Source organism: Aeromonas sp. 603757, from assembly GCF_049171255.1.
Classification (GTDB): Bacteria; Pseudomonadota; Gammaproteobacteria; order Enterobacterales; family Aeromonadaceae; genus Aeromonas; species Aeromonas veronii_A.
Genome location: NZ_JAAKOE010000008.1, coordinates 23,169 through 40,305, shown reverse-complemented (window position 1 = coordinate 40,305; position 17,137 = coordinate 23,169). Strand labels below are relative to the sequence as shown.

At 61.7% G+C, this 17,137-nt stretch carries 16 protein-coding genes; 5 read left to right on the top strand and 11 right to left on the bottom strand.

The window, feature by feature from the left end:
• Window positions 1-8: 8 nt before the first annotated feature.
• The 5 genes from ilvA to ilvG all read right to left on the bottom strand — a co-directional run bounded on the left by ilvA (window position 9) and on the right by ilvG (window position 6,397).
• Complete coding sequence (gene ilvA / locus G5332_RS09670; protein WP_167570662.1) at window positions 9-1,529, bottom strand: threonine ammonia-lyase, biosynthetic; 1,521 nt, start codon at window positions 1,527-1,529, stop codon at window positions 9-11.
• A gap of 3 nt (window positions 1,530-1,532) precedes the next feature.
• Window positions 1,533-3,374, bottom strand: coding sequence for a dihydroxy-acid dehydratase (ilvD, locus tag G5332_RS09665; RefSeq protein WP_421172648.1), 1,842 nt, complete (start codon window positions 3,372-3,374; stop codon window positions 1,533-1,535).
• Between the two features lie 144 nt (window positions 3,375-3,518).
• A complete protein-coding gene (locus G5332_RS09660) occupies window positions 3,519-4,463 on the bottom strand; it encodes a branched-chain amino acid transaminase (RefSeq protein WP_005357461.1) in 945 nt (314 codons plus the stop codon).
• Between the two features lie 12 nt (window positions 4,464-4,475).
• Entirely contained in the window at window positions 4,476-4,754 is a 279-nt protein-coding gene (gene ilvM / locus G5332_RS09655; protein WP_005342011.1) for an acetolactate synthase 2 small subunit, read from the bottom strand.
• Complete coding sequence (ilvG, locus tag G5332_RS09650) at window positions 4,751-6,397, bottom strand: acetolactate synthase 2 catalytic subunit (RefSeq protein ID WP_421172649.1); 1,647 nt, start codon at window positions 6,395-6,397, stop codon at window positions 4,751-4,753. Before ilvG ends, ilvM begins: the two co-directional genes overlap by 4 nt.
• 384 nt (window positions 6,398-6,781) lie before the next feature.
• Between ilvG and G5332_RS09645 the strand changes: the two genes are divergently transcribed.
• From G5332_RS09645 to G5332_RS09635, 3 genes are all read left to right on the top strand, one after another.
• Window positions 6,782-8,296 (top strand): YifB family Mg chelatase-like AAA ATPase, encoded by a 1,515-nt coding sequence (locus G5332_RS09645; protein WP_421172650.1) that lies wholly within the window; start codon window positions 6,782-6,784, stop codon window positions 8,294-8,296.
• A 126-nt stretch (window positions 8,297-8,422) separates the two neighbouring features.
• The gene (locus G5332_RS09640) at window positions 8,423-9,322 is read left to right on the top strand and encodes an acyltransferase (protein ID WP_158110869.1); all 900 of its coding nucleotides are present in this window, start codon (window positions 8,423-8,425) and stop codon (window positions 9,320-9,322) included.
• A 6-nt stretch (window positions 9,323-9,328) separates the two neighbouring features.
• Window positions 9,329-10,294 carry an acyltransferase gene (locus G5332_RS09635; RefSeq protein ID WP_421172651.1) on the top strand — a complete coding sequence of 322 codons (966 nt, stop codon included), beginning with the start codon at window positions 9,329-9,331 and terminating at the stop codon, window positions 10,292-10,294.
• Here G5332_RS09635 and G5332_RS09630 read toward each other — a convergent pair.
• Window positions 10,219-10,725: a DUF523 domain-containing protein gene (locus G5332_RS09630; RefSeq protein WP_319919241.1), complete on the bottom strand. Its 507-nt coding sequence runs from the start codon at window positions 10,723-10,725 to the stop codon at window positions 10,219-10,221. The two genes, G5332_RS09635 and G5332_RS09630, sit on opposite strands and share 76 nt — an antisense overlap.
• Window positions 10,722-11,372, bottom strand: a complete 651-nt coding sequence (locus G5332_RS09625; protein WP_421311235.1) for an NUDIX hydrolase — start codon at window positions 11,370-11,372, stop codon at window positions 10,722-10,724. The genes G5332_RS09630 and G5332_RS09625 overlap by 4 nt, the downstream gene beginning before the upstream one ends.
• A 74-nt stretch (window positions 11,373-11,446) precedes the next feature.
• Between G5332_RS09625 and G5332_RS09620 the strand changes: the two genes are divergently transcribed.
• Entirely contained in the window at window positions 11,447-12,082 is a 636-nt protein-coding gene (locus G5332_RS09620) for a nicotinamidase (protein ID WP_005357452.1), read from the top strand.
• A gap of 89 nt (window positions 12,083-12,171) precedes the next feature.
• Complete coding sequence (gene pncB, locus G5332_RS09615; protein ID WP_323913142.1) at window positions 12,172-13,350, top strand: nicotinate phosphoribosyltransferase; 1,179 nt, start codon at window positions 12,172-12,174, stop codon at window positions 13,348-13,350.
• A gap of 72 nt (window positions 13,351-13,422) precedes the next feature.
• On the opposite strand, the gene G5332_RS09610 is transcribed toward pncB, so the two are convergent.
• The 4 genes from G5332_RS09610 to G5332_RS09595 all read right to left on the bottom strand — a co-directional run bounded on the left by G5332_RS09610 (window position 13,423) and on the right by G5332_RS09595 (window position 17,129).
• A complete protein-coding gene (locus tag G5332_RS09610; protein WP_005339604.1) occupies window positions 13,423-14,031 on the bottom strand; it encodes a thiol:disulfide interchange protein DsbA/DsbL in 609 nt (202 codons plus the stop codon).
• Between the two features lie 137 nt (window positions 14,032-14,168).
• A complete protein-coding gene (locus G5332_RS09605) occupies window positions 14,169-15,158 on the bottom strand; it encodes a serine/threonine protein kinase (protein WP_204477875.1) in 990 nt (329 codons plus the stop codon).
• 100 nt (window positions 15,159-15,258) lie between these two features.
• Window positions 15,259-16,710, bottom strand: coding sequence for a cytochrome c oxidase accessory protein CcoG (ccoG, locus tag G5332_RS09600; RefSeq protein ID WP_005357450.1), 1,452 nt, complete (start codon window positions 16,708-16,710; stop codon window positions 15,259-15,261).
• 155 nt (window positions 16,711-16,865) lie between these two features.
• Window positions 16,866-17,129, bottom strand: coding sequence for a YihD family protein (locus G5332_RS09595; RefSeq protein WP_005339598.1), 264 nt, complete (start codon window positions 17,127-17,129; stop codon window positions 16,866-16,868).
• Window positions 17,130-17,137 lie beyond the last annotated feature (8 nt).

The window sequence follows — 17,137 nt, the reverse complement described above, 5'->3', positions numbered from 1 at the left end:
TCCCGCCATCAACTAGCCAGGAATAGCCGGTAGGCGGGGTCGTCGCTCACCTCTTTCCAGCCGTAGCCAATCTCGCGCAGGTAGTCGTGGAAGGCTGCCACGTCTTCATCCGGCAGCTCGAAGGCGCAGAGCACGCGGCCGTAGTCGGCACCGTGGTTACGGTAGTGGAACAGGCTGATGTTCCAGCGACAACCCAGTGTCTCGAGGAAGCGCATCAGGGCGCCAGGCTGCTCCGGAAACTTGAAGCTGTAGAGACGCTCACCAAGGGGCCGGGCCGGGCGGCCGCCAATCATGTAGCGCACATGATTCTTGGCCAGCTCGCTCTCGGTCATGTTGACCACTGGATAGCCGTTGCCACCGAGCTGATCGATGATCTGGCCGAGCTCTTCGTCACCGCCGGTGAGGCGCACCGAAACGAACAGCGACGCCTGTTCGGCATCGGCGTAGCGATAGTTGAACTCGGTCACCATGCGGGGGCCAAGCTGACGACAGAAGTCGAGGAAGGCCCCCTTGCGCTCGGGGATGGTCACCGCCAGCATGCCCTCGCGCTTCTCGCCGATCTCGCAGCGCTCCGACACGTAGCGCAGGCTGTGGAAGTTAACGTTGGCGCCGGAGAGAATGGCCGCCATCCGCCCCCCTTTGACCTGCTCCCGCTCGCTGTAGGCCTTGAGGCCCGCCAGCGAGAGGGCGCCCGACGGCTCGGCGATGGCGCGGCAGTCGTCGAAGATGTCTTTCAGTGCGGCGCAGATCTGGTCGTTGGAGACAGTCACCACCTCGTCCAGATACTGGTTGCACAGGCGGAAGGTCTCCTCGCCGATGCGCTTGACCGCCACCCCGTCCGCAAACAGCGAGACCCGCTCCAGATTGACCGGCTCGCCGGCCGCCAGCGCGGCCTTGAGGCAGGCGGAGCCCTCCGCCTCCACCCCGATCACCTTCACATCCGGCAGCAGTTGCTTGATATAGACCGCCACCCCGGCGGCCAACCCACCGCCGCCCACCGGCACAAAGACGTGAGTGAGGTGGGTATCCTGCTCCAGTAACTCCTTGCCGATGGTGCCCTGCCCGGCGATCACCTCGACGTCGTCAAACGGCGGGATCAGGGTGTAACCCTCCAGCTCGGAGAGGCGGCGGCTCTCGCCGTAGGCCTCGTCGAAACTGTTGCCAAACAGCATGACGTTGCCGCCCTGCCGGCGCACCGCGTCGATCTTGATGTCCGGCGTGGTCTTGGGCATCACGATGATCGCCTTGATGCCGAGCTTGGCGGCCGACAGGGCGACCCCCTGTGCGTGGTTGCCAGCAGAGGCGGCGATAACGCCGCGCGCCTTCTGCTCCTCGGTCAGGGTGGCGATCTTGTGATAGGCGCCGCGCAGCTTGAAGGAGTGGACCGGTTGCAGATCCTCCCGCTTCAGGCTGACATGGTTGCCGAGCCGCTCGGAAAGTTTCTTCAGGGTTTGCAGGGGGGTCACCCGCGCCGCCTCATAGACGGGGGAGAGCAACACCTTGCGTAGATAATCCGCCGCAGAGACCATGATTTATTCCCCCAGCATCGAGCGATCGCGAACCGCGCCCTTGTCGGCACTGGTGGCGAACATGGCGTAGGCGCGCAGGGCAAAGGAGACCTGACGCTGACGATCGAGCGGCTTCCAGCCACGGGCTTCCACGGCGACGCGGCGGGCGGCCAGCACGCTGTCGGCCACCTCCAGCACCATGCTGCGGGCCGGGATATTGATGCTGATGATGTCGCCATCCTCCACCAGACCTATGGTGCCGCCAGAGGCTGCTTCCGGCGAGACGTGGCCGATGGAGAGGCCCGAGGTACCGCCGGAGAAGCGGCCGTCGGTGATCAGGGCGCACGCCTTGCCGAGCCCCATGGACTTGAGATAAGTGGTGGGGTAGAGCATCTCCTGCATGCCCGGACCCCCTTTCGGCCCTTCGTAGCGGATCACCACTACCTCGCCTGCTTTCACGGTACCATCGAGGATGCCGCTCACCGCGCTCTCCTGACTCTCGAATACCCGGGCCGGGCCACGGAAGGTGAGGTTCTCCTCATCCACCCCGGCAGTCTTGACGATGGCGCCGTTGACCGCGAGGTTGCCGGAAAGCACGGCGAGGCCGCCCTCCTGGCTGTAAGCGTTGTCCAGCGAGCGGATGCAGCCTTCGGCGCGGTCCAGATCCAGCTCCGGCCAGCGGCAATCCTGACTGAACGCCTTGGTGGTGCGGATCCCGGCCGGCCCGGCGCGGTAGAAGTCCACCACCTCCTGACTCGGCTGGCGGCTGACGTCATATTCATTGAGCTGTTCGACGAGGGAGCAACCCAGCACGGTACGGGTATCCCCATGCACCAGGCCCGCTTTTTCCAGCTGACCCAGAATGGCGACCACGCCACCGGCACGGTGCACATCTTCCATATGATATTTCTGGGTGGAGGGCGCCACCTTGCAGAGCTGAGGCACTTTGCGGGACATGCGGTCGATATCGGCCATGGTGAAGTCCACCCCGGCCTCCTGCGCCGCTGCCAGCAGGTGCAGCACGGTATTGGTGGATCCGCCCATGGCGATATCGAGCGCCATGGCGTTCTCGAACGCCGCCTTGGTGGCGATATTGCGCGGCAGGGCGCTCTCGTCATCCTGTTCATACCAGCGCTTGGCCAGCGTCACGATGCGCTGACCCGCCAGCTTGAACAGCTGCTCGCGGTCGCTATGGGTCGCCAGCATGGAGCCATTACCCGGCTGGGAGAGACCGAGCGCCTCGGTCAGACAGTTCATGGAGTTGGCGGTAAACATGCCGGAGCAGGAGCCGCAGGTGGGGCAGGCACTGCGCTCCACCTGTTCGCTCTGGGCGTCCGATACCTTGGGATCGGCGCCCTGGATCATGGCGTCCACCAGATCCAGTTTGATGATCTGGTCGGAGAGCTTGGTCTTGCCCGCTTCCATCGGGCCGCCGGAGACGAAGATCACCGGGATATTGATGCGCAGGGCGGCCATCAGCATCCCCGGGGTGATCTTGTCGCAGTTGGAGATACAGACCATGGCGTCGGCGCAGTGGGCGTTGACCATATACTCCACCGAATCAGCAATCAGCTCGCGGGAGGGCAGGGAGTAGAGCATGCCGCCGTGGCCCATGGCGATACCGTCATCTACTGCTATGGTGTTGAACTCCTTGGCAACGCCGCCTGCGGCCTCGATCTCGCGCGCCACCAGCTGGCCCAGATCCTTGAGGTGGACGTGGCCCGGCACGAACTGGGTGAAGGAGTTGACCACGGCGATGATGGGCTTGCCGAAATCCTGATCGGTCATTCCGGTGGCACGCCACAGGGCGCGGGCCCCGGCCATGTTACGTCCGTGGGTGGTGGTGGCGGATCTCAACTTCGGCATTGTCTCTACTCCCTGAATGCCCATATGGGCTCGATGCGTTATGCGGTGATGATACGAGTGGATCAGAATCGATCCTGGTGAAGACTCCTCTGGGAAGCGCTCACCGGAAGCGACTCGGGGAGGCATGACGCCTCCCCTCTCTCATCAGTCGTTGACTGGGGTCAGCCAGCCCCACTTGTCTTCGGTCTTGCCATTGAACAGGCCGAAGAAGGCGTTCTGCAGCTGCTCGGTCACCGGGCCACGGCTGCCAGCGCCCACCTTCATTCGATCAACGGAGCGCACCGGGGTCACCTCGGCGGCGGTGCCGGTCATGAAGATCTCGTCTGCGACATAGAGCGCCTCGCGGGGCAGTGCCTGCTCGCGCACCTCGTAACCCAGATCACGGGCCAGCGTCATGATGGTGTCGCGGGTGATGCCGGGCAGGATGGCGGCGGTAGCAGGCGGGGTGAACAGTACGCCGTTCTTCACTAGGAACAGGTTCTCACCCGCCCCTTCGCTCAGGTAGCCGTTCACATCCAGTGCCAGCCCCTCGGCGAAGCCGTTGCGCTTGGCCTCGCGGCTGATCAGCTGGGATGACAAATAGTTGCCGCCCGCCTTGGCGCCGGTGGGAATGGTGTTGGGAGCGAGTCGGTTCCAGGAGGTGACGCAGACATCCACCCCGTTTTTCAGCCCCTCTTCCCCCAGATAGGCGCCCCACGGCAGGGCAGCCACCATCAGGTCGGCCTTGGCATCCAGTGGCGGATGCAGCCCCAGCCCCACATTGCCGACAAAGGCCAGCGGGCGCAGATAGCCGCTCTTCAGGCCGTTCTCGCGCACCACGGTGCGGCAGGCTTCATTCACGTCGGACTCGCTGTAGGGGACGTCCATCCAGTAGATCTTGGCGGAGTCGAACAGGCGGCGGGTGTGCTCCTGCAGACGGAAAATGCAGGTGCCTTTGGGGGTGTCGTAGGCGCGTACCCCCTCGAACACCGAGGAGCCATAGTGCAGGGCGTGGCTCATGACGTGCACCTGGGCATCCTGCCAGGGCACCAGTTTGCCGTTGAACCAGATGTATTGGGGGTGAGTGGCGGATTGGGAAGGCTGTGACATTGGCTTGGCTCCTTAAGCTCTGATCCGGGGTTGCTGTTCCAGTGCATCGACCCGGGAGACGTCCACCAGCTTAACCAGCTGGCTCCACAACTGCTGGATGGGACGCACCGACTCGACAGTAACCGTGATCCGCAGCTGTTGGCAATCCTGCTCCATATTAAGGGCGCAGAGATTGAAGCCGCGGTGACGCACCACCCGCAGCACCCGCTCCATCACTTCCGGTCTGGGCTGGGCATGGATATGCAGGGTGTGTTGTGCAAATGCTGGCTGTGCAAGGGTGTGCGGGTTCATGGGCGTTGCTCCATCATCTTGTGGTTGGCGACTCCCGGCGGAACCAGGGGCCAGACGTTTTCTTCCTCTGAAATGGCCACATGCAGCAGATAGGCGCCTTCGCTTGCCAGCAGGCGATCGAGGGCACCGGCTATCTGCTCCTTGCATGTAATGGTCTCGCCCGGAATGCCGAAAGCGGCAGCCAGGGCGACGAAATCGGGGTTGTCGGAGAGGATGGTCTCGCTGTAGCGGCCGTCGAAGAACAGCTCCTGCCACTGGCGCACCATGCCGAGGCGCTGGTTATCCAGCAGCACCATCTTCACCTTGAGCTGGGCCCGGCGGATGGTGCCGAGCTCCTGCACGTTCATCATGAAAGAGCCATCACCGCTCACCAGCACCACTTCATCCTCCGGGCGCGACATCTTGGCGCCGATGGCAGCGGGCAGACCAAAGCCCATGGTACCCAGACCGGCGCTGGAGAGGTGGTTGCGCGGGCTGGTGAAGCGCATGTGCTGGGCCACCCACATCTGGTGCTGACCCACATCGCAGGCCACCACGCTGCTCTCCGGCAGCCGGGCAGAGAGCTGCTTGAGCAGAGCCGGAGCATAGATTGCCTGACCCGGATGGTCGTAGCGAAACGCATATTCGCGGGCCATGGCGGCGCAGTGCTCACGCCAATGGTCGATGGCGAGGGACATAGCGAGACGTGGCAATACCTGTTTGAGATCCGTGGTGATCCCCACCTCGGCGGCGCGGCGCTTGCCGAACTCGGCGGCGTCCACATCGAGATGGATCACCTTGGCCTCGGGGGCGAACTCCTCCAGCTTGCCGGTCACCCTGTCGTCGAAACGGGCGCCCACCACCAGCAGCAAGTCGCACTGCTGCACCGCATAGTTGGCCGCCTTGGTACCGTGCATGCCGAGCATGCCGAGGTAAACGGCGCTATCGGGGTCGAGCGCGCCAATCCCCTTGAGGGTGGTGACCGCAGGCATGCCGGTGACGGCAGCAAAGTCACGCAACTGCTGCTCGGCATTGGCCATGCCTACCCCGCCACCGACGTAGAGCACCGGGCGCTCGGCGGCGGCCAGCAGGGTGCGGGCTGCGGCCAGATCCGAGGGGTTGAGCACCTCCGACTCTTCCACTGCAAACAGCGGGCTCTGGGCAGGCACGGCGGCCAACTGCACATCCTTGGGGAGATCGATCAGCACAGGGCCGGGGCGCCCTTCGGTGGCGATGGCGAAAGCTTCTGCCAGCACTCGCCCCAGATCGGCGGCATCAGTCACCATGAAGGAGTGCTTGGTACAGGAGAGGGACATGCCGAGCACGTCGACCTCCTGAAACGCATCGGTACCGATGGCGGAACAGGGCACCTGACCGCTGATGGCCACCAGCGGCACCGAATCGAGCAGCGCCTCCGCCAGACCGGTCACCAGATTGGTAGCGCCGGGGCCGGAGGTGGCAATGCAGACCCCCACCTGACCAGAGGCGCGGGCGTAGCCCACCGCCGCCATGGCGGCGCCCTGCTCGTGGCGACAGAGCTGATGGGCCAGACCACCGTCATACAGGGCATCGTAGACCGGCATGATGGCCCCGCCCGGGTAACCAAACACCTGGGTCACACCCTGTTTCTTGAGAGCCTGTACCAAAAACTGCGCGCCGTTCATGTGGAAAATCCTGTCCTTTGGTCGAAAAAAAACCCCCGAGCTGTGAGGCTCGGGGGTCGCTTGTTTCGTTCTGTCCGGTGGTGGGTCTATCCCTTGTTCCGTGCAGCTAAACGAGCCCCGAGCGGTGAGATAATAATCACCACTAGGACCACAATAATGCTGACGAAACGGGAGGCCATGTTCATAGTTACAACCGGAAATCCTGTGAAATTGGGGCGGTTTTTACCGCGAATGGCTATTAGAACTAGCACGATGATTTTTATTGGGCAAGCCTTTTTTCTGTGACAACCCACTGATTTTGGCTATTCCTCAGCCGGAACTCTGGAATAAAAAACCAACAACAAGCAGTTAGTCAGAACATATATCAACTCAAGGACGGGATTTATGTCATTAGCTGTGGTTTATAGCCGTGCCAGCCTCGGGATCGCGGCCCCGCAAGTTACAGTGGAAGTTCACCTCTCCAACGGCCTGCCCGCCTTCAACATGGTCGGCCTGCCGGAAACCTCGGTGAAGGAGTCGCGGGATCGGGTGCGCAGCGCCCTGCTCAACGGCAACTTCGAGTTCCCGAGCAAACACATCACGGTCAATCTGGCCCCCGCCGATCTGCCCAAGGAGGGGGGCCGTTTCGATCTGGCCATCGCCATCGGCATTCTCGCCGCTTCCAAGCAGATACCCGCAAAATATCTGCTCGATCACGAATTTTTGGGGGAGTTGGCCCTGACCGGCGAAATTCGTCCCGTGCTCGGCGTACTGCCTGCCGTACTCGCCTGCCGCGATGCGGGGCGCACCCTGCTGGTACCGCGGGAGAACGGCCCCGAAGCTTCCCTCATTCAGGATGCCGAGGTGCGCACCGCTCACCAACTGCTGGCCGTCACCGCCTGGCTGGCCGGCCAGTACGAGCTGCCACTGCCGGATCAACAAAGCGCGGAGAGCCTGCCCGATGTACCGGATCTACAGGATGTGATCGGCCAGTCACAGGCCAAACGGGCGCTGGAGATTGCCGCCGCCGGCAGCCACAACCTGTTGTTCATCGGCCCGCCCGGCACCGGCAAGAGCATGCTGGCGAGCCGTCTGCCCGGCATTCTGCCGCCGCTGAGCGAGCAGGAGGCGCAGCAGACCGCCGCCATCCACTCCATCGGGGGCCTCACTCCGCGCGCCGGCCACTGGCACCACAGACCATACCGCACACCCCACCACAGCGCCTCGGCGGTGGCGCTGGTGGGCGGTGGCAGCCACCCGCGGCCCGGCGAAATATCGCTGGCCCACAACGGAGTGCTGTTTCTGGATGAATTGCCCGAGTTCGAGCGCAAGGTGCTCGACTCCCTGCGCGAGCCGCTGGAAACCGGCCACATCACCATCAGCCGGGCCGCCCGCCAGGTGGATTTCCCCGCCCGCTTCCAGTTGGTCGGCGCCATGAATCCCAGCCCTTGCGGACACTATGGCGACGGCCAGACTCGCTCCAGCCCGGATCAGATCCTGCGCTATCTCGGCAAACTCTCCGGCCCCTTTCTCGACCGCTTCGATCTGACTGTGGAAGTGCCACTGCTACCCAAAGGGAGTCTGACCGGCAAGGCGGAGCGAGGGGAGTCGAGCCGGCAGATCCGCGATCGGGTGCTGGCGGCACGAGAGCGTATGCTGAGCCGTAACGGCAAGCTCAACAACCTGCTGGATAGTCGCGAGATAGAGGATATTTGCCGACTATCACTGCAAGATGCCGAATTTTTGGAGAACGCCATCCAGAAGCTGGGGCTCAGCATCCGGGCCTGGCATCGCATCCTGCGGGTGTCACGCACCATCGCCGATCTGGCCGGGCAACCCGCCATCGGCAAGGAGCATCTTATCGAGGCGCTCGGTTATCGCGCCATGGACAGGCTGCTGTCGCGACTGCGCAGCAGCTGACAGAAGGGAAAGGGTGAGTCCAACCCCGTAACGGCTCTGAATGGTCTCGCAGGCAATCGGCTGATATTATGGCCACAGATCTGACCACTTGATGGCCCTTTATCGACAGCAAGACGGACCCGACTCATGCCCAACAAGCTGACAGAGCGACTGCGCGGCAGCCTCTCCACCCTGCTCTATTTTTTCAACACCCTCTTCTGGTTTGTCCCCATCTTCTCGCTGGGTCTGCTCAAGCTCCTGCTCCCCCTCAAGGGGTGGCGCACCCTCTGCAACTGGCTGCTCGATGGCTGTGCCAGCTGCTGGATCGGTTTCAACAATCTGATCCAGAAAACCATCATCAAAACCCCTTTCGAGGTGGTCGGAGTGGACAAAGGGCACCGGAATGAGTGGTATATGGTGATTGCCAACCATCAATCCTGGGTCGACATACTGGTACTGCAGCGGGTTTTTAACCAAAAAATCCCCTTCCTGAAGTTTTTCCTCAAGAAAGAGCTGATTTGGGTACCTTTTCTCGGTCTGGCATGGTGGGCGCTTGACTTCCCCTTCATGCGGCGATATTCCAGGAAATTTCTGGAAAAGCATCCCCATCTGAAGGGAAAAGACATTGAAACAACCCGTAAAGCCTGTGCCAGGTTCCGCCACATTCCAGTGAGTGTGATGAACTTCGTCGAAGGCACCCGCTTCACCAAGGGCAAACATCAGAAGCAGGGTTCGCCCTATCGTCACCTGCTCCAACCGAAAGCAGGCGGCATCGCCTTTACCCTGGCAGCCATGGGTGACCAGTTGCATCAACTGGTGGATGTCACCATCGCCTATCCGGACGGCATCCCCAGCTACTGGGACTTCATGTGTGGCCGGGTCGGGCAAATCAAGGTTCAGGTCCGCTATTTGCCGATCGACCGCAAGCTGGTGGGGGATTACTTCAATGACCCCGAGTTCCAACAAGAGTTTCAACAGTGGTTGAACGGGATCTGGCACGAAAAGGACCAGACCCTGAGCCAACTGCTGGCAACCAAGGCGCAGTAAACATTCATGCTATCCCTGCTTCCCGGCCCGCTGGTGCTGATCATCAGTGCGGGCCTGACCATTCTCTTTACCGCCTTGTGCGCCAGCCTGATCCTGCTGGTGTCGCTGGCCAAACTAATACTGCCGCTCCCGGCCTTTGGCCGCGCCTGCAGCCGCCTCAACAACCGCTTCATGAGACTGTGGCTGGCCTGCAATGCGCTGGTGATCCGCCTCACCACCCGCATCGACTGGCAGGTGGAGGACAGCACCAGGCTGCGCAAGGATGGCTGGTATCTCATCATCAGCAACCATATGAGCTGGACCGATATCGTGGTGCTCGGCCACCTGTTCCGCGATAGGCTGCCGGTGCCCAAGTTCTTCATGAAGCACGAGCTCATCTACATCCCGCTGCTGGGGCTCGCCTGCTGGGGGCTCGATATGCCCTTTATGCGCCGTTATTCGAGAGAGTTTCTGTTAAAAAATCCCCATCTGCGCGGCAAGGATATCGAGACCACCCGCAACGCCTGCGAGAAGTTTCGCCACATCCCCACTACCGTCATCAACTTCGTGGAAGGGACCCGCTTCACCGAGCAGAAACGGGATGCCGCCCGCTCCCGCTATCGCCACCTGATGCCGCCCAAGGCGGCGGGGCTGGCCTTCACACTGGCCGCCATGGGCGAACAGTTCGACAGCCTGATCAACGTCACCATCCGCTATCCGGACAACGCCGAGACCCCGTTCAAGGACTTCCTGATGGGGCGGGTAAAACGCATTCAGGTGCGGATTGAGGAGCTGCCGGTGAATGAGCAGCTGATAGGAGATTACTTCAACGACAAGCAGTTCAAGCGCGGTTTTCAGGAGTGGCTAAACCAGCGCTGGCAGGAGAAGGACGAGGTGCTGGAGGGGTGGCAGAGCGGTCAGGCGCCGCTGCCGGTTGCCGCCAAATCCGGGGAGGAATCCAAAGAGAGCGCAGAAGCCAACTCGGCCAACTGATCTTCGGAAAAGACCACAATCCCGTGGCGGCGCAGCAGAGCAGTGGTCTTGCCCTCGCCCGCCACAGAAACACCTTCGAAGCGGCCGTTATAGATACGGCCGCTGCCACATGAGGGGCTCCCCTCTTTCAGCAAGGCGAAGCGAATGCCCTGCGCCTGACAGAGGGCGAGGGTCAGCTCGGCGCCGCGATCAAACTCGGCGGTCACATCCATCCCGCTCGCCGTCACTACGCGCTCGCCCTGTCGCTCGGCAGGGGGGCGTGGGGTCGGCAAACCGCCCGCCACTTCGGGGCAAAACGCCAGCACCCGTCCTTCGGCTCCCAGCGCACTCAGCCAGTCGCTGACGATCCCCTTGCTCTGACCGTCGTAACGCACCGGCTGACCCAGCAGGCAGGCACTCACCAGCACCTTGTGCACACCGGTCTCACTCATGCTTCCGCTCCGTGCATCACCTGATCGAACATCACGCAGCAGGGGCTCTCCAGCCGGTAGAGGATGGCAGGACGCTGTTTGCCGGTGCGCTTGCGGCCGGTATCTACCAGAATGTCGGCGCGATGGATCCGCTTGCGAAATGCCGCCGTATTCATGGGTGTTTGCAGGATGATTTCGAAGGCGCGCTGCACCTCGGAGAGGGTGAACTCGGGCCCCAGCAGTTGCAGCGGCAGGGTGCTGTAGCGGCTCTTGATCCGCAGCCGCTCCAGTCCCTTGGCGATAAGCTGGACATGGTCGAAGGCGAGGCTCAGCCCCGGCAGGTTGGCGAGCGGATGCCAGCAACCGTGGATCGCCTCCACTTCCGGATCCACCAGACAGAGATAGACCAGGGTCGTGGACCAGCCGCGGGGATCCCGCTCCAGATTGCCGAGAGTGCAGACCTGCTCGCTGTAGCAGTGACCAAGCCCCCACTCCGCCACTAGACGGCGCTGGGCGGCATCGAGATCCCGATCCCGGGTCTCGTCGATGCGCAGCGCCGGCAGTTGCCAGCAATGGGCAAAGGGGGGGCGATCGCGGGTCTCGAGCAGCAGCTCGAGCCGCTCCTCATGCAACCGCAGCACCACCATATCCAGACTCATTCTCAGCATGCCGATCGCCCTGCTCGCCTTCCATTAATGTTTGGTAGATAATATCACACGAATAGTATGTGCAGGAGCCAATCATGGGAACCGTCGCCAGCCTGGATATTGATGCGCAGAAGGGCTTTACCCCCCTCTGCCCGAACGAACTGCCCGTCGCGGGCGGTGATGATATTGTGGCTGCGCTCAACGCTCAGGCCACCCTCGCCACGCTGCGGATCGGCAGCAAGGACTCTCACCCTGCCAATGCCGACTGGGCCGTCTCTGACCCCGCTGGCATGCTGCTGCCGCTGGATCTGCCCAACGCCGACCTCACCTGGCCGGTGCACTGCGTACCGGGCAGCAAGGGCTTCGAGCTGCTCGACGGCCTGCCCGCTCCCATCGACTATGACTTCTTCGTCTGGAAGGGGGTCGAACCGGATCTCCATCCCTACGGCACCTGCTTCCACGACCTGGCCGAACGGCGCAGCACCGGACTCATCGAATTCCTGCAAGCCCGCAAGGTCGATACCGTACTGGTCGGCGGCCTCGCCACCGACTACTGTGTCAAAACCAGCGTGCTGCAACTGCGCCGCGCCGGTTTCCGGGTAATCGTCCATCTCGATGCCTGCCGTGGCATTGCACCCGCGACGGTTGCCAGCGCCCACACCCAGATGATCGAGGCTGGCGCCGAACTGGCCCAGACCCTGATCGATGTACAACGCCTGCTGGACGCCTGATATGCCCCTCATCCTCACCAGCCTGTCCGATAGCGGCGCCTGCAATTTACCTATGCAACTGGCGTTCGCCCGCCTGCGGGGAGCCTGATATGCCACCGATTCTTACCAGCCTGCTCGACACCGACGCCTACAAGCTGCATATGCAGCAGGCGGTGTTCCATCGCTATCCGGATGCCGAGGTGGTGGCCGAGTTTCACAGCCGCAATGAAGAGGATCTGCTGCCCATGATGGGGCAGATCGAGGAGCAACTGCGCCTCGCCGGATCCCTGCGACTGACCAAGCCCGAGCTCGATTTTCTGGCCGAGCGCCCCTTCTTCACCCCTGACTACCTCGACCACCTGCGCCGCAAGCCGCTAGACGCCTCCCTGCTCAAGGTGTTCGAGCAGGATGGTCGTATCAATGTGCGGGTCGAGGGCCCCTGGCAGGATGTGATCCTGTGGGAGATCCCGGTGCTCGCCATCATCAGCGAGATGCGCAACCGCTTCCGCTACCCCCAGTTCGGCGTCAGCCACGCACTGGAGCGGCTCGATCAGAAGATCGACAAGCTGGAGAAGGAGCTGAGCCGCGACGAGATGAGCGAGTTCAACCTCATCGACTTCGGCACCCGCCGCCGCTTCTCCCACGCGGTACAGGATGCGGTAGTGGGTCGCCTCAAGGAGCGGCTGCCGGCGTTTCGCGGCACCAGCAACTACATGCTGGCCCAGAAGCACAAGCTGCCCGCTGTCGGCACCCAGGCCCATGAGTGGTTCCAGGCGCACCAGCAGCTCGGCTTCCCGCTGGAGCACAGCCAGCGCGCCGCCCTCACCAGCTGGCTGGACGAGTTCACCGACCATCTCGGCATCGCCCTGACCGACTGCATTACCATGGATGCCTTCCTGCGCGACTTCGACTTCGAGCTGGCCAGCAGCTATCAGGGCTTGCGTCACGACTCCGGCGATCCCGTGGTGTGGGGCGAGAAGGCGATCAGCCACTATCAGCGCCTTGGCATCGACCCCACCGACAAGACCCTGGTCTTCTCCGACGGGCTCAACCTCGACAAGGCGGTGCAGCTGTTCCGCCACTTCCGTGGCCGCATCAACACCAGTTTCGGTATCGGCACCAAGCTCACCTGCGATCTGCCCGGTGTCAGCCCGATGAACATCGTGTTCAAGCTGATCGAGTGCAATGGCGGCCCGGTCGCCAAGATCTCCGACAGCCCGGGAAAGACCCTCTGCCGGGATGCGGAGTTTATCCGCAACCTCAAACAGGCGTTCCACGTCGGGGTCTGATCTTCGAGATCGCCAGAAGACAAAAAGCCCGCCGGTTCGCACCGGCGGGCTTTTTTATCGACTCAAGGGGTATCAGTCTTTCTTGGCCAGCAGGAACTGCACCAGCTTGTTGAACTGCTCTTGAGAGGTGATGGATTCAATCTTCACCATGTACTTTCCGTTCACCAGGAAGGCCGGTACACCGCGAATGTTGTAACTCTCGGTGTTGCGATCGAACTGGGAGACCATGCCGGAGACGGCGAAGCTGTCGACGGCACCGTCGAACTCTTCAGCCGGTACGCCGTTGTCCACGAAGATCTTCTTCACGTCGTCACGGCTCATAGGCGGCTGACGCTGGGTGTGGATCTTGGTGAAGATGGCCGGAGTCAGCTTGGCTTCGGCATTGAGCAGGCTGGCAACGGCATAGGCACGCTGCATCTCGGGGCCCATCTCGCGACCGAGGAAAGCAACCGGGTTCTTCTTGAGGGGCACACCCTCTGGCAACCCGGCCTTCAACTGTTCAACGATCGGTTCGAAGGTAGCGCAGTGCGGGCAGTAGTAGGAGAAAAACTCCATCACTTCCGGCTGGGCACTGCCAGTCTGTTTGACCACATCGTAGTTGACGCCTTCCTTGAACTCGGGGGCGGCGTGAACCATGGGGATCATCAGCATGGCAGCAAGGAAAAATAGAACTTTTTTCATGATGTTTCCTGTTAAGGGATCACTGTGAGGCACGCCCGGCGAACCGAAGCAGTGCCAAGCCTATTGTTTCGCCATGCTAACGTCAATGGTCAGGGCCGGAGATCGAGTCCCCCTTGCCGCACAAGATCCCATCTATTTCACCAGTTTGGCATCAGACTCAACGGCGGCGCCTTGAGTGCCTCCAGCTGATCGTGCAGGGTCGCTATCTGTTGACGCCAGTAGTGATCGGTATTGAACCAGGGGAAGTGACGGGGGAAGGCGGGATCTTCCCAGCGCCGTGCCAGCCACGCCATGTAATGAACGATGCGCATCGCCCGCAGCGGCTCGATCAGCGCCAGCTCCCGCGAGTCGAACTCCATAAACTCCTCGTAGCCCGCCAGCAGGGTATCGAGCTGGATCTGCTGCTCGTGGCGCTCGCCGCTCAGCATCATCCAGAGATCCTGAATCGCGGGGCCGGTGCGGCAATCATCGAGGTCGACAAACATGGGGCCATCGCGCCACAGGATGTTGCCTGGGTGGCAGTCGCCATGCAGGGAGATCTGCGCCACATCCAGGGTCATGGCGTCGCTGACATGCTTGATCAGCTCATCGAGTACCCCGAAGAATTGCTTCGCCAGCCCGCTTGGCAGCCACTCGCCAGACGCCAGCAGCTGACGCGGTTCGTGCAGCATGCTCTCCACATCGAGCCGCACCCGATGGTGAAACGGCTTGCTGGCGCCGATCTGATGAATGCGACCGAGGAAACGCCCCACCCACTCCAGCTGGTCGAGATTATCCACCTCGAACTGGCGGCCACCGACGCTCTGCCAGATGGCAAAGGGGTAGCCCTCGTGCTCCAGCAGGGTCTCGCCTGCAAAGGCGAGTGGCGCGGCGACCGGGATCTCAGCCTCTGCAAGGCGGGTGGCAAACTCGTGCTCCTCGAGGATCTGGGCCCGGCTCCAACGGCCGGGACGGTAGAACTTCACCACATAGCGGCGACGCTCCTCATCCTGAAACTGATAGACCCGGTTTTCGTAACTGTTGAGCTCGATAAGGCCGGAGTCGAGCCGCAGGCCGCTGAGATCGAGCGCATCCATGATGAGGTCGGGATTGAGGTCGGAATAGTTGAAACGCATGTCATCCACCATAAAGAAAGGGGCGCCGTTGCGCCCCATTCTATCACCACTGACCGGCATTGCCGTGCTCGCTGGTGACCGGACTGTTGCCACGGCCCGCAGCCACACGCAGTTACAACCGGCTGATAAACTTGCTGCCCTGGCGCAGGTTGCCCTTGCTGTCATCGGGCGCCGCCCCCTCCCGTTTCAGCACGAACTGGATATCCAGCGCCGGCCGTTTCAGGTTGTAGGGATCGACCGCCAGACTGACCGGCAGGGTGTAGATCTCGCCCGCCTTCAGGGTCACTTCACGGGGGCCGAACCACTGATACTCGGGCAAGCCCTCTACATCCAGCTGGTAGGTCTGGGACTGCAGGGTCTTGTTGAGGATCTTGAGGGTGTAGGTGTTCTCGATAAGCCCCTCGCTGTTTTCGCGGAACAGCTGGTTGCGATCCCGCAGGATATCGAGCCCCATCGGCATGATGGACATGGCGTTGTAGACAAAGACTCCCAGCATCACCGCCATCACCAGCCCGTAACCAATCAGCTTGGGCCGCGCCACATGAGTGGAGTCGTTGGCCAGCTTGTGCTCGGTGGTGTAGCTGATGAGCCCTTTCGGGTAGCCCATCCGCTCCATGGTCTGGTCGCAGGCATCAACGCAGGCGCCGCAGTTGATGCACTCGTACTGCAAGCCATCGCGGATGTCGATACCGGTCGGGCAAACCTGCACGCAGAGATCGCAGTCGATACAGTCACCCAATCCCATCGCCTTGGGATCCGCCTTGCGGGAGCGGGCGCCACGGGTCTCGCCACGCTTGGTGTCATAGCCGACGATGAAGGTGTCCTTGTCGAACATGGCGGACTGGAAGCGGGCATAGGGGCACATGTGGATACACATGATGGCGCGCATCCAGCCTGCGTTGCCGTAGGTGATGATGGTGAAGAAGATCACCCAGAACAGCACCCATCCGCTGGCCTGCAGGGTGAAGAGGTCCGGCACCAGTTCAGTCACATCCTGGAAGTAGGCGACGAAGGTCAGGCCGGTTACCAGCGAGATCGCCAGCCAGGCCAGATGCTTGGCCCCCTTGCGAGCCAGCTTCTCGCCGCTCCAGGGCGCCTCGTCCAGCTTGCGCCGTTTGTTGGCGGGCCCTTCCAGCTTCTCTTCAAACCAGATGAACATGAAGGTCCAGACCGTCTGCGGGCAGAGATAGCCACACCAGACCCGACCGAGAAAGGTGGTAATAAAGAAGAGTCCGAAGGCGGCGATCATGAAGAGCCAGGCGAGCAGGGTCAGATCCTGCGGCCAGATGGTGGCGCCAAAGATATGGAACTGCTGGTGACCGAGGTCGAACAGCACCGCCTGTCGCCCGTCGTAACGCAGCCAGGGCAGCAGCACGAACAGCGCCACAAAGAACCAGCCCATGGCCTTGCGCATCCGCTGCCAATACCCTTTCTGGGCCCGCACATAGATGCGGTTGCCTGGGTTGAATCTGTCGTCGCTGGCTTTGAACGTATTGGGGTTGAAGGTCCCGGTTACGCCCTTGTCGGTGACATCCTTGATATCGATTTTGTCGTGATCGGCCATTGCAAGACATCGCTCCCTTATTTGTTATGGAGCGGATTATATCTTAAACGGCATGCTAATTGTGTGGATTAGATGTATCTAATATTGGGGTTGGATCGCAATTTTCGGCAACAAAAAAGCGCATCACCACGAGGTGATGCGCTTCCGCTAAAGATTCACTTGATTCCGCGCGCCTTGAGCAGCGCCTCTTTGAAATCGGGCACATGATCCTTGGCCAGACCGGGGATCATCGCCTGCTTGTCGGATTCCCGCATCTTGAGGTGATAGATCAGCATGTCGTCGGTCAGCTCGGACAGAGGCCCTTCAAATCCCGCTTCTTGGGCCAGTTTGGCAACAAACTGCACCAGGCTGAGATCCTGTTCCTTGATCCAGGCAGGCTGCAACAACTCCAGCAGCTCTTCGATACGATGACATTGCATAGACAACC

Excerpts from the sequence above, each read along its gene's own strand:
- ilvA (WP_167570662.1), bottom strand. The coding sequence starts at position 1,529 with ATGGTCTCTGCGGCGGATTATCTACGCAAGGTGTTGCTCTCCCCCGTC.
- ilvD (WP_421172648.1), bottom strand. The coding sequence starts at position 3,374 with ATGCCGAAGTTGAGATCCGCCACCACCACCCACGGACGTAACATGGCC.
- G5332_RS09660 (WP_005357461.1), bottom strand. The coding sequence starts at position 4,463 with ATGTCACAGCCTTCCCAATCCGCCACTCACCCCCAATACATCTGGTTC.
- ilvM (WP_005342011.1), bottom strand. The coding sequence starts at position 4,754 with ATGAACCCGCACACCCTTGCACAGCCAGCATTTGCACAACACACCCTG.
- ilvG (WP_421172649.1), bottom strand. The coding sequence starts at position 6,397 with ATGAACGGCGCGCAGTTTTTGGTACAGGCTCTCAAGAAACAGGGTGTG.
- G5332_RS09645 (WP_421172650.1), top strand. The coding sequence starts at position 6,782 with ATGTCATTAGCTGTGGTTTATAGCCGTGCCAGCCTCGGGATCGCGGCC.
- G5332_RS09640 (WP_158110869.1), top strand. The coding sequence starts at position 8,423 with ATGCCCAACAAGCTGACAGAGCGACTGCGCGGCAGCCTCTCCACCCTG.
- G5332_RS09635 (WP_421172651.1), top strand. The coding sequence starts at position 9,329 with ATGCTATCCCTGCTTCCCGGCCCGCTGGTGCTGATCATCAGTGCGGGC.
- G5332_RS09630 (WP_319919241.1), bottom strand. The coding sequence starts at position 10,725 with ATGAGTGAGACCGGTGTGCACAAGGTGCTGGTGAGTGCCTGCCTGCTG.
- G5332_RS09625 (WP_421311235.1), bottom strand. The coding sequence starts at position 11,372 with ATGCTGAGAATGAGTCTGGATATGGTGGTGCTGCGGTTGCATGAGGAG.
- G5332_RS09620 (WP_005357452.1), top strand. The coding sequence starts at position 11,447 with ATGGGAACCGTCGCCAGCCTGGATATTGATGCGCAGAAGGGCTTTACC.
- pncB (WP_323913142.1), top strand. The coding sequence starts at position 12,172 with ATGCCACCGATTCTTACCAGCCTGCTCGACACCGACGCCTACAAGCTG.
- G5332_RS09610 (WP_005339604.1), bottom strand. The coding sequence starts at position 14,031 with ATGAAAAAAGTTCTATTTTTCCTTGCTGCCATGCTGATGATCCCCATG.
- G5332_RS09605 (WP_204477875.1), bottom strand. The coding sequence starts at position 15,158 with ATGGTGGATGACATGCGTTTCAACTATTCCGACCTCAATCCCGACCTC.
- ccoG (WP_005357450.1), bottom strand. The coding sequence starts at position 16,710 with ATGGCCGATCACGACAAAATCGATATCAAGGATGTCACCGACAAGGGC.
- G5332_RS09595 (WP_005339598.1), bottom strand. The coding sequence starts at position 17,129 with ATGCAATGTCATCGTATCGAAGAGCTGCTGGAGTTGTTGCAGCCTGCC.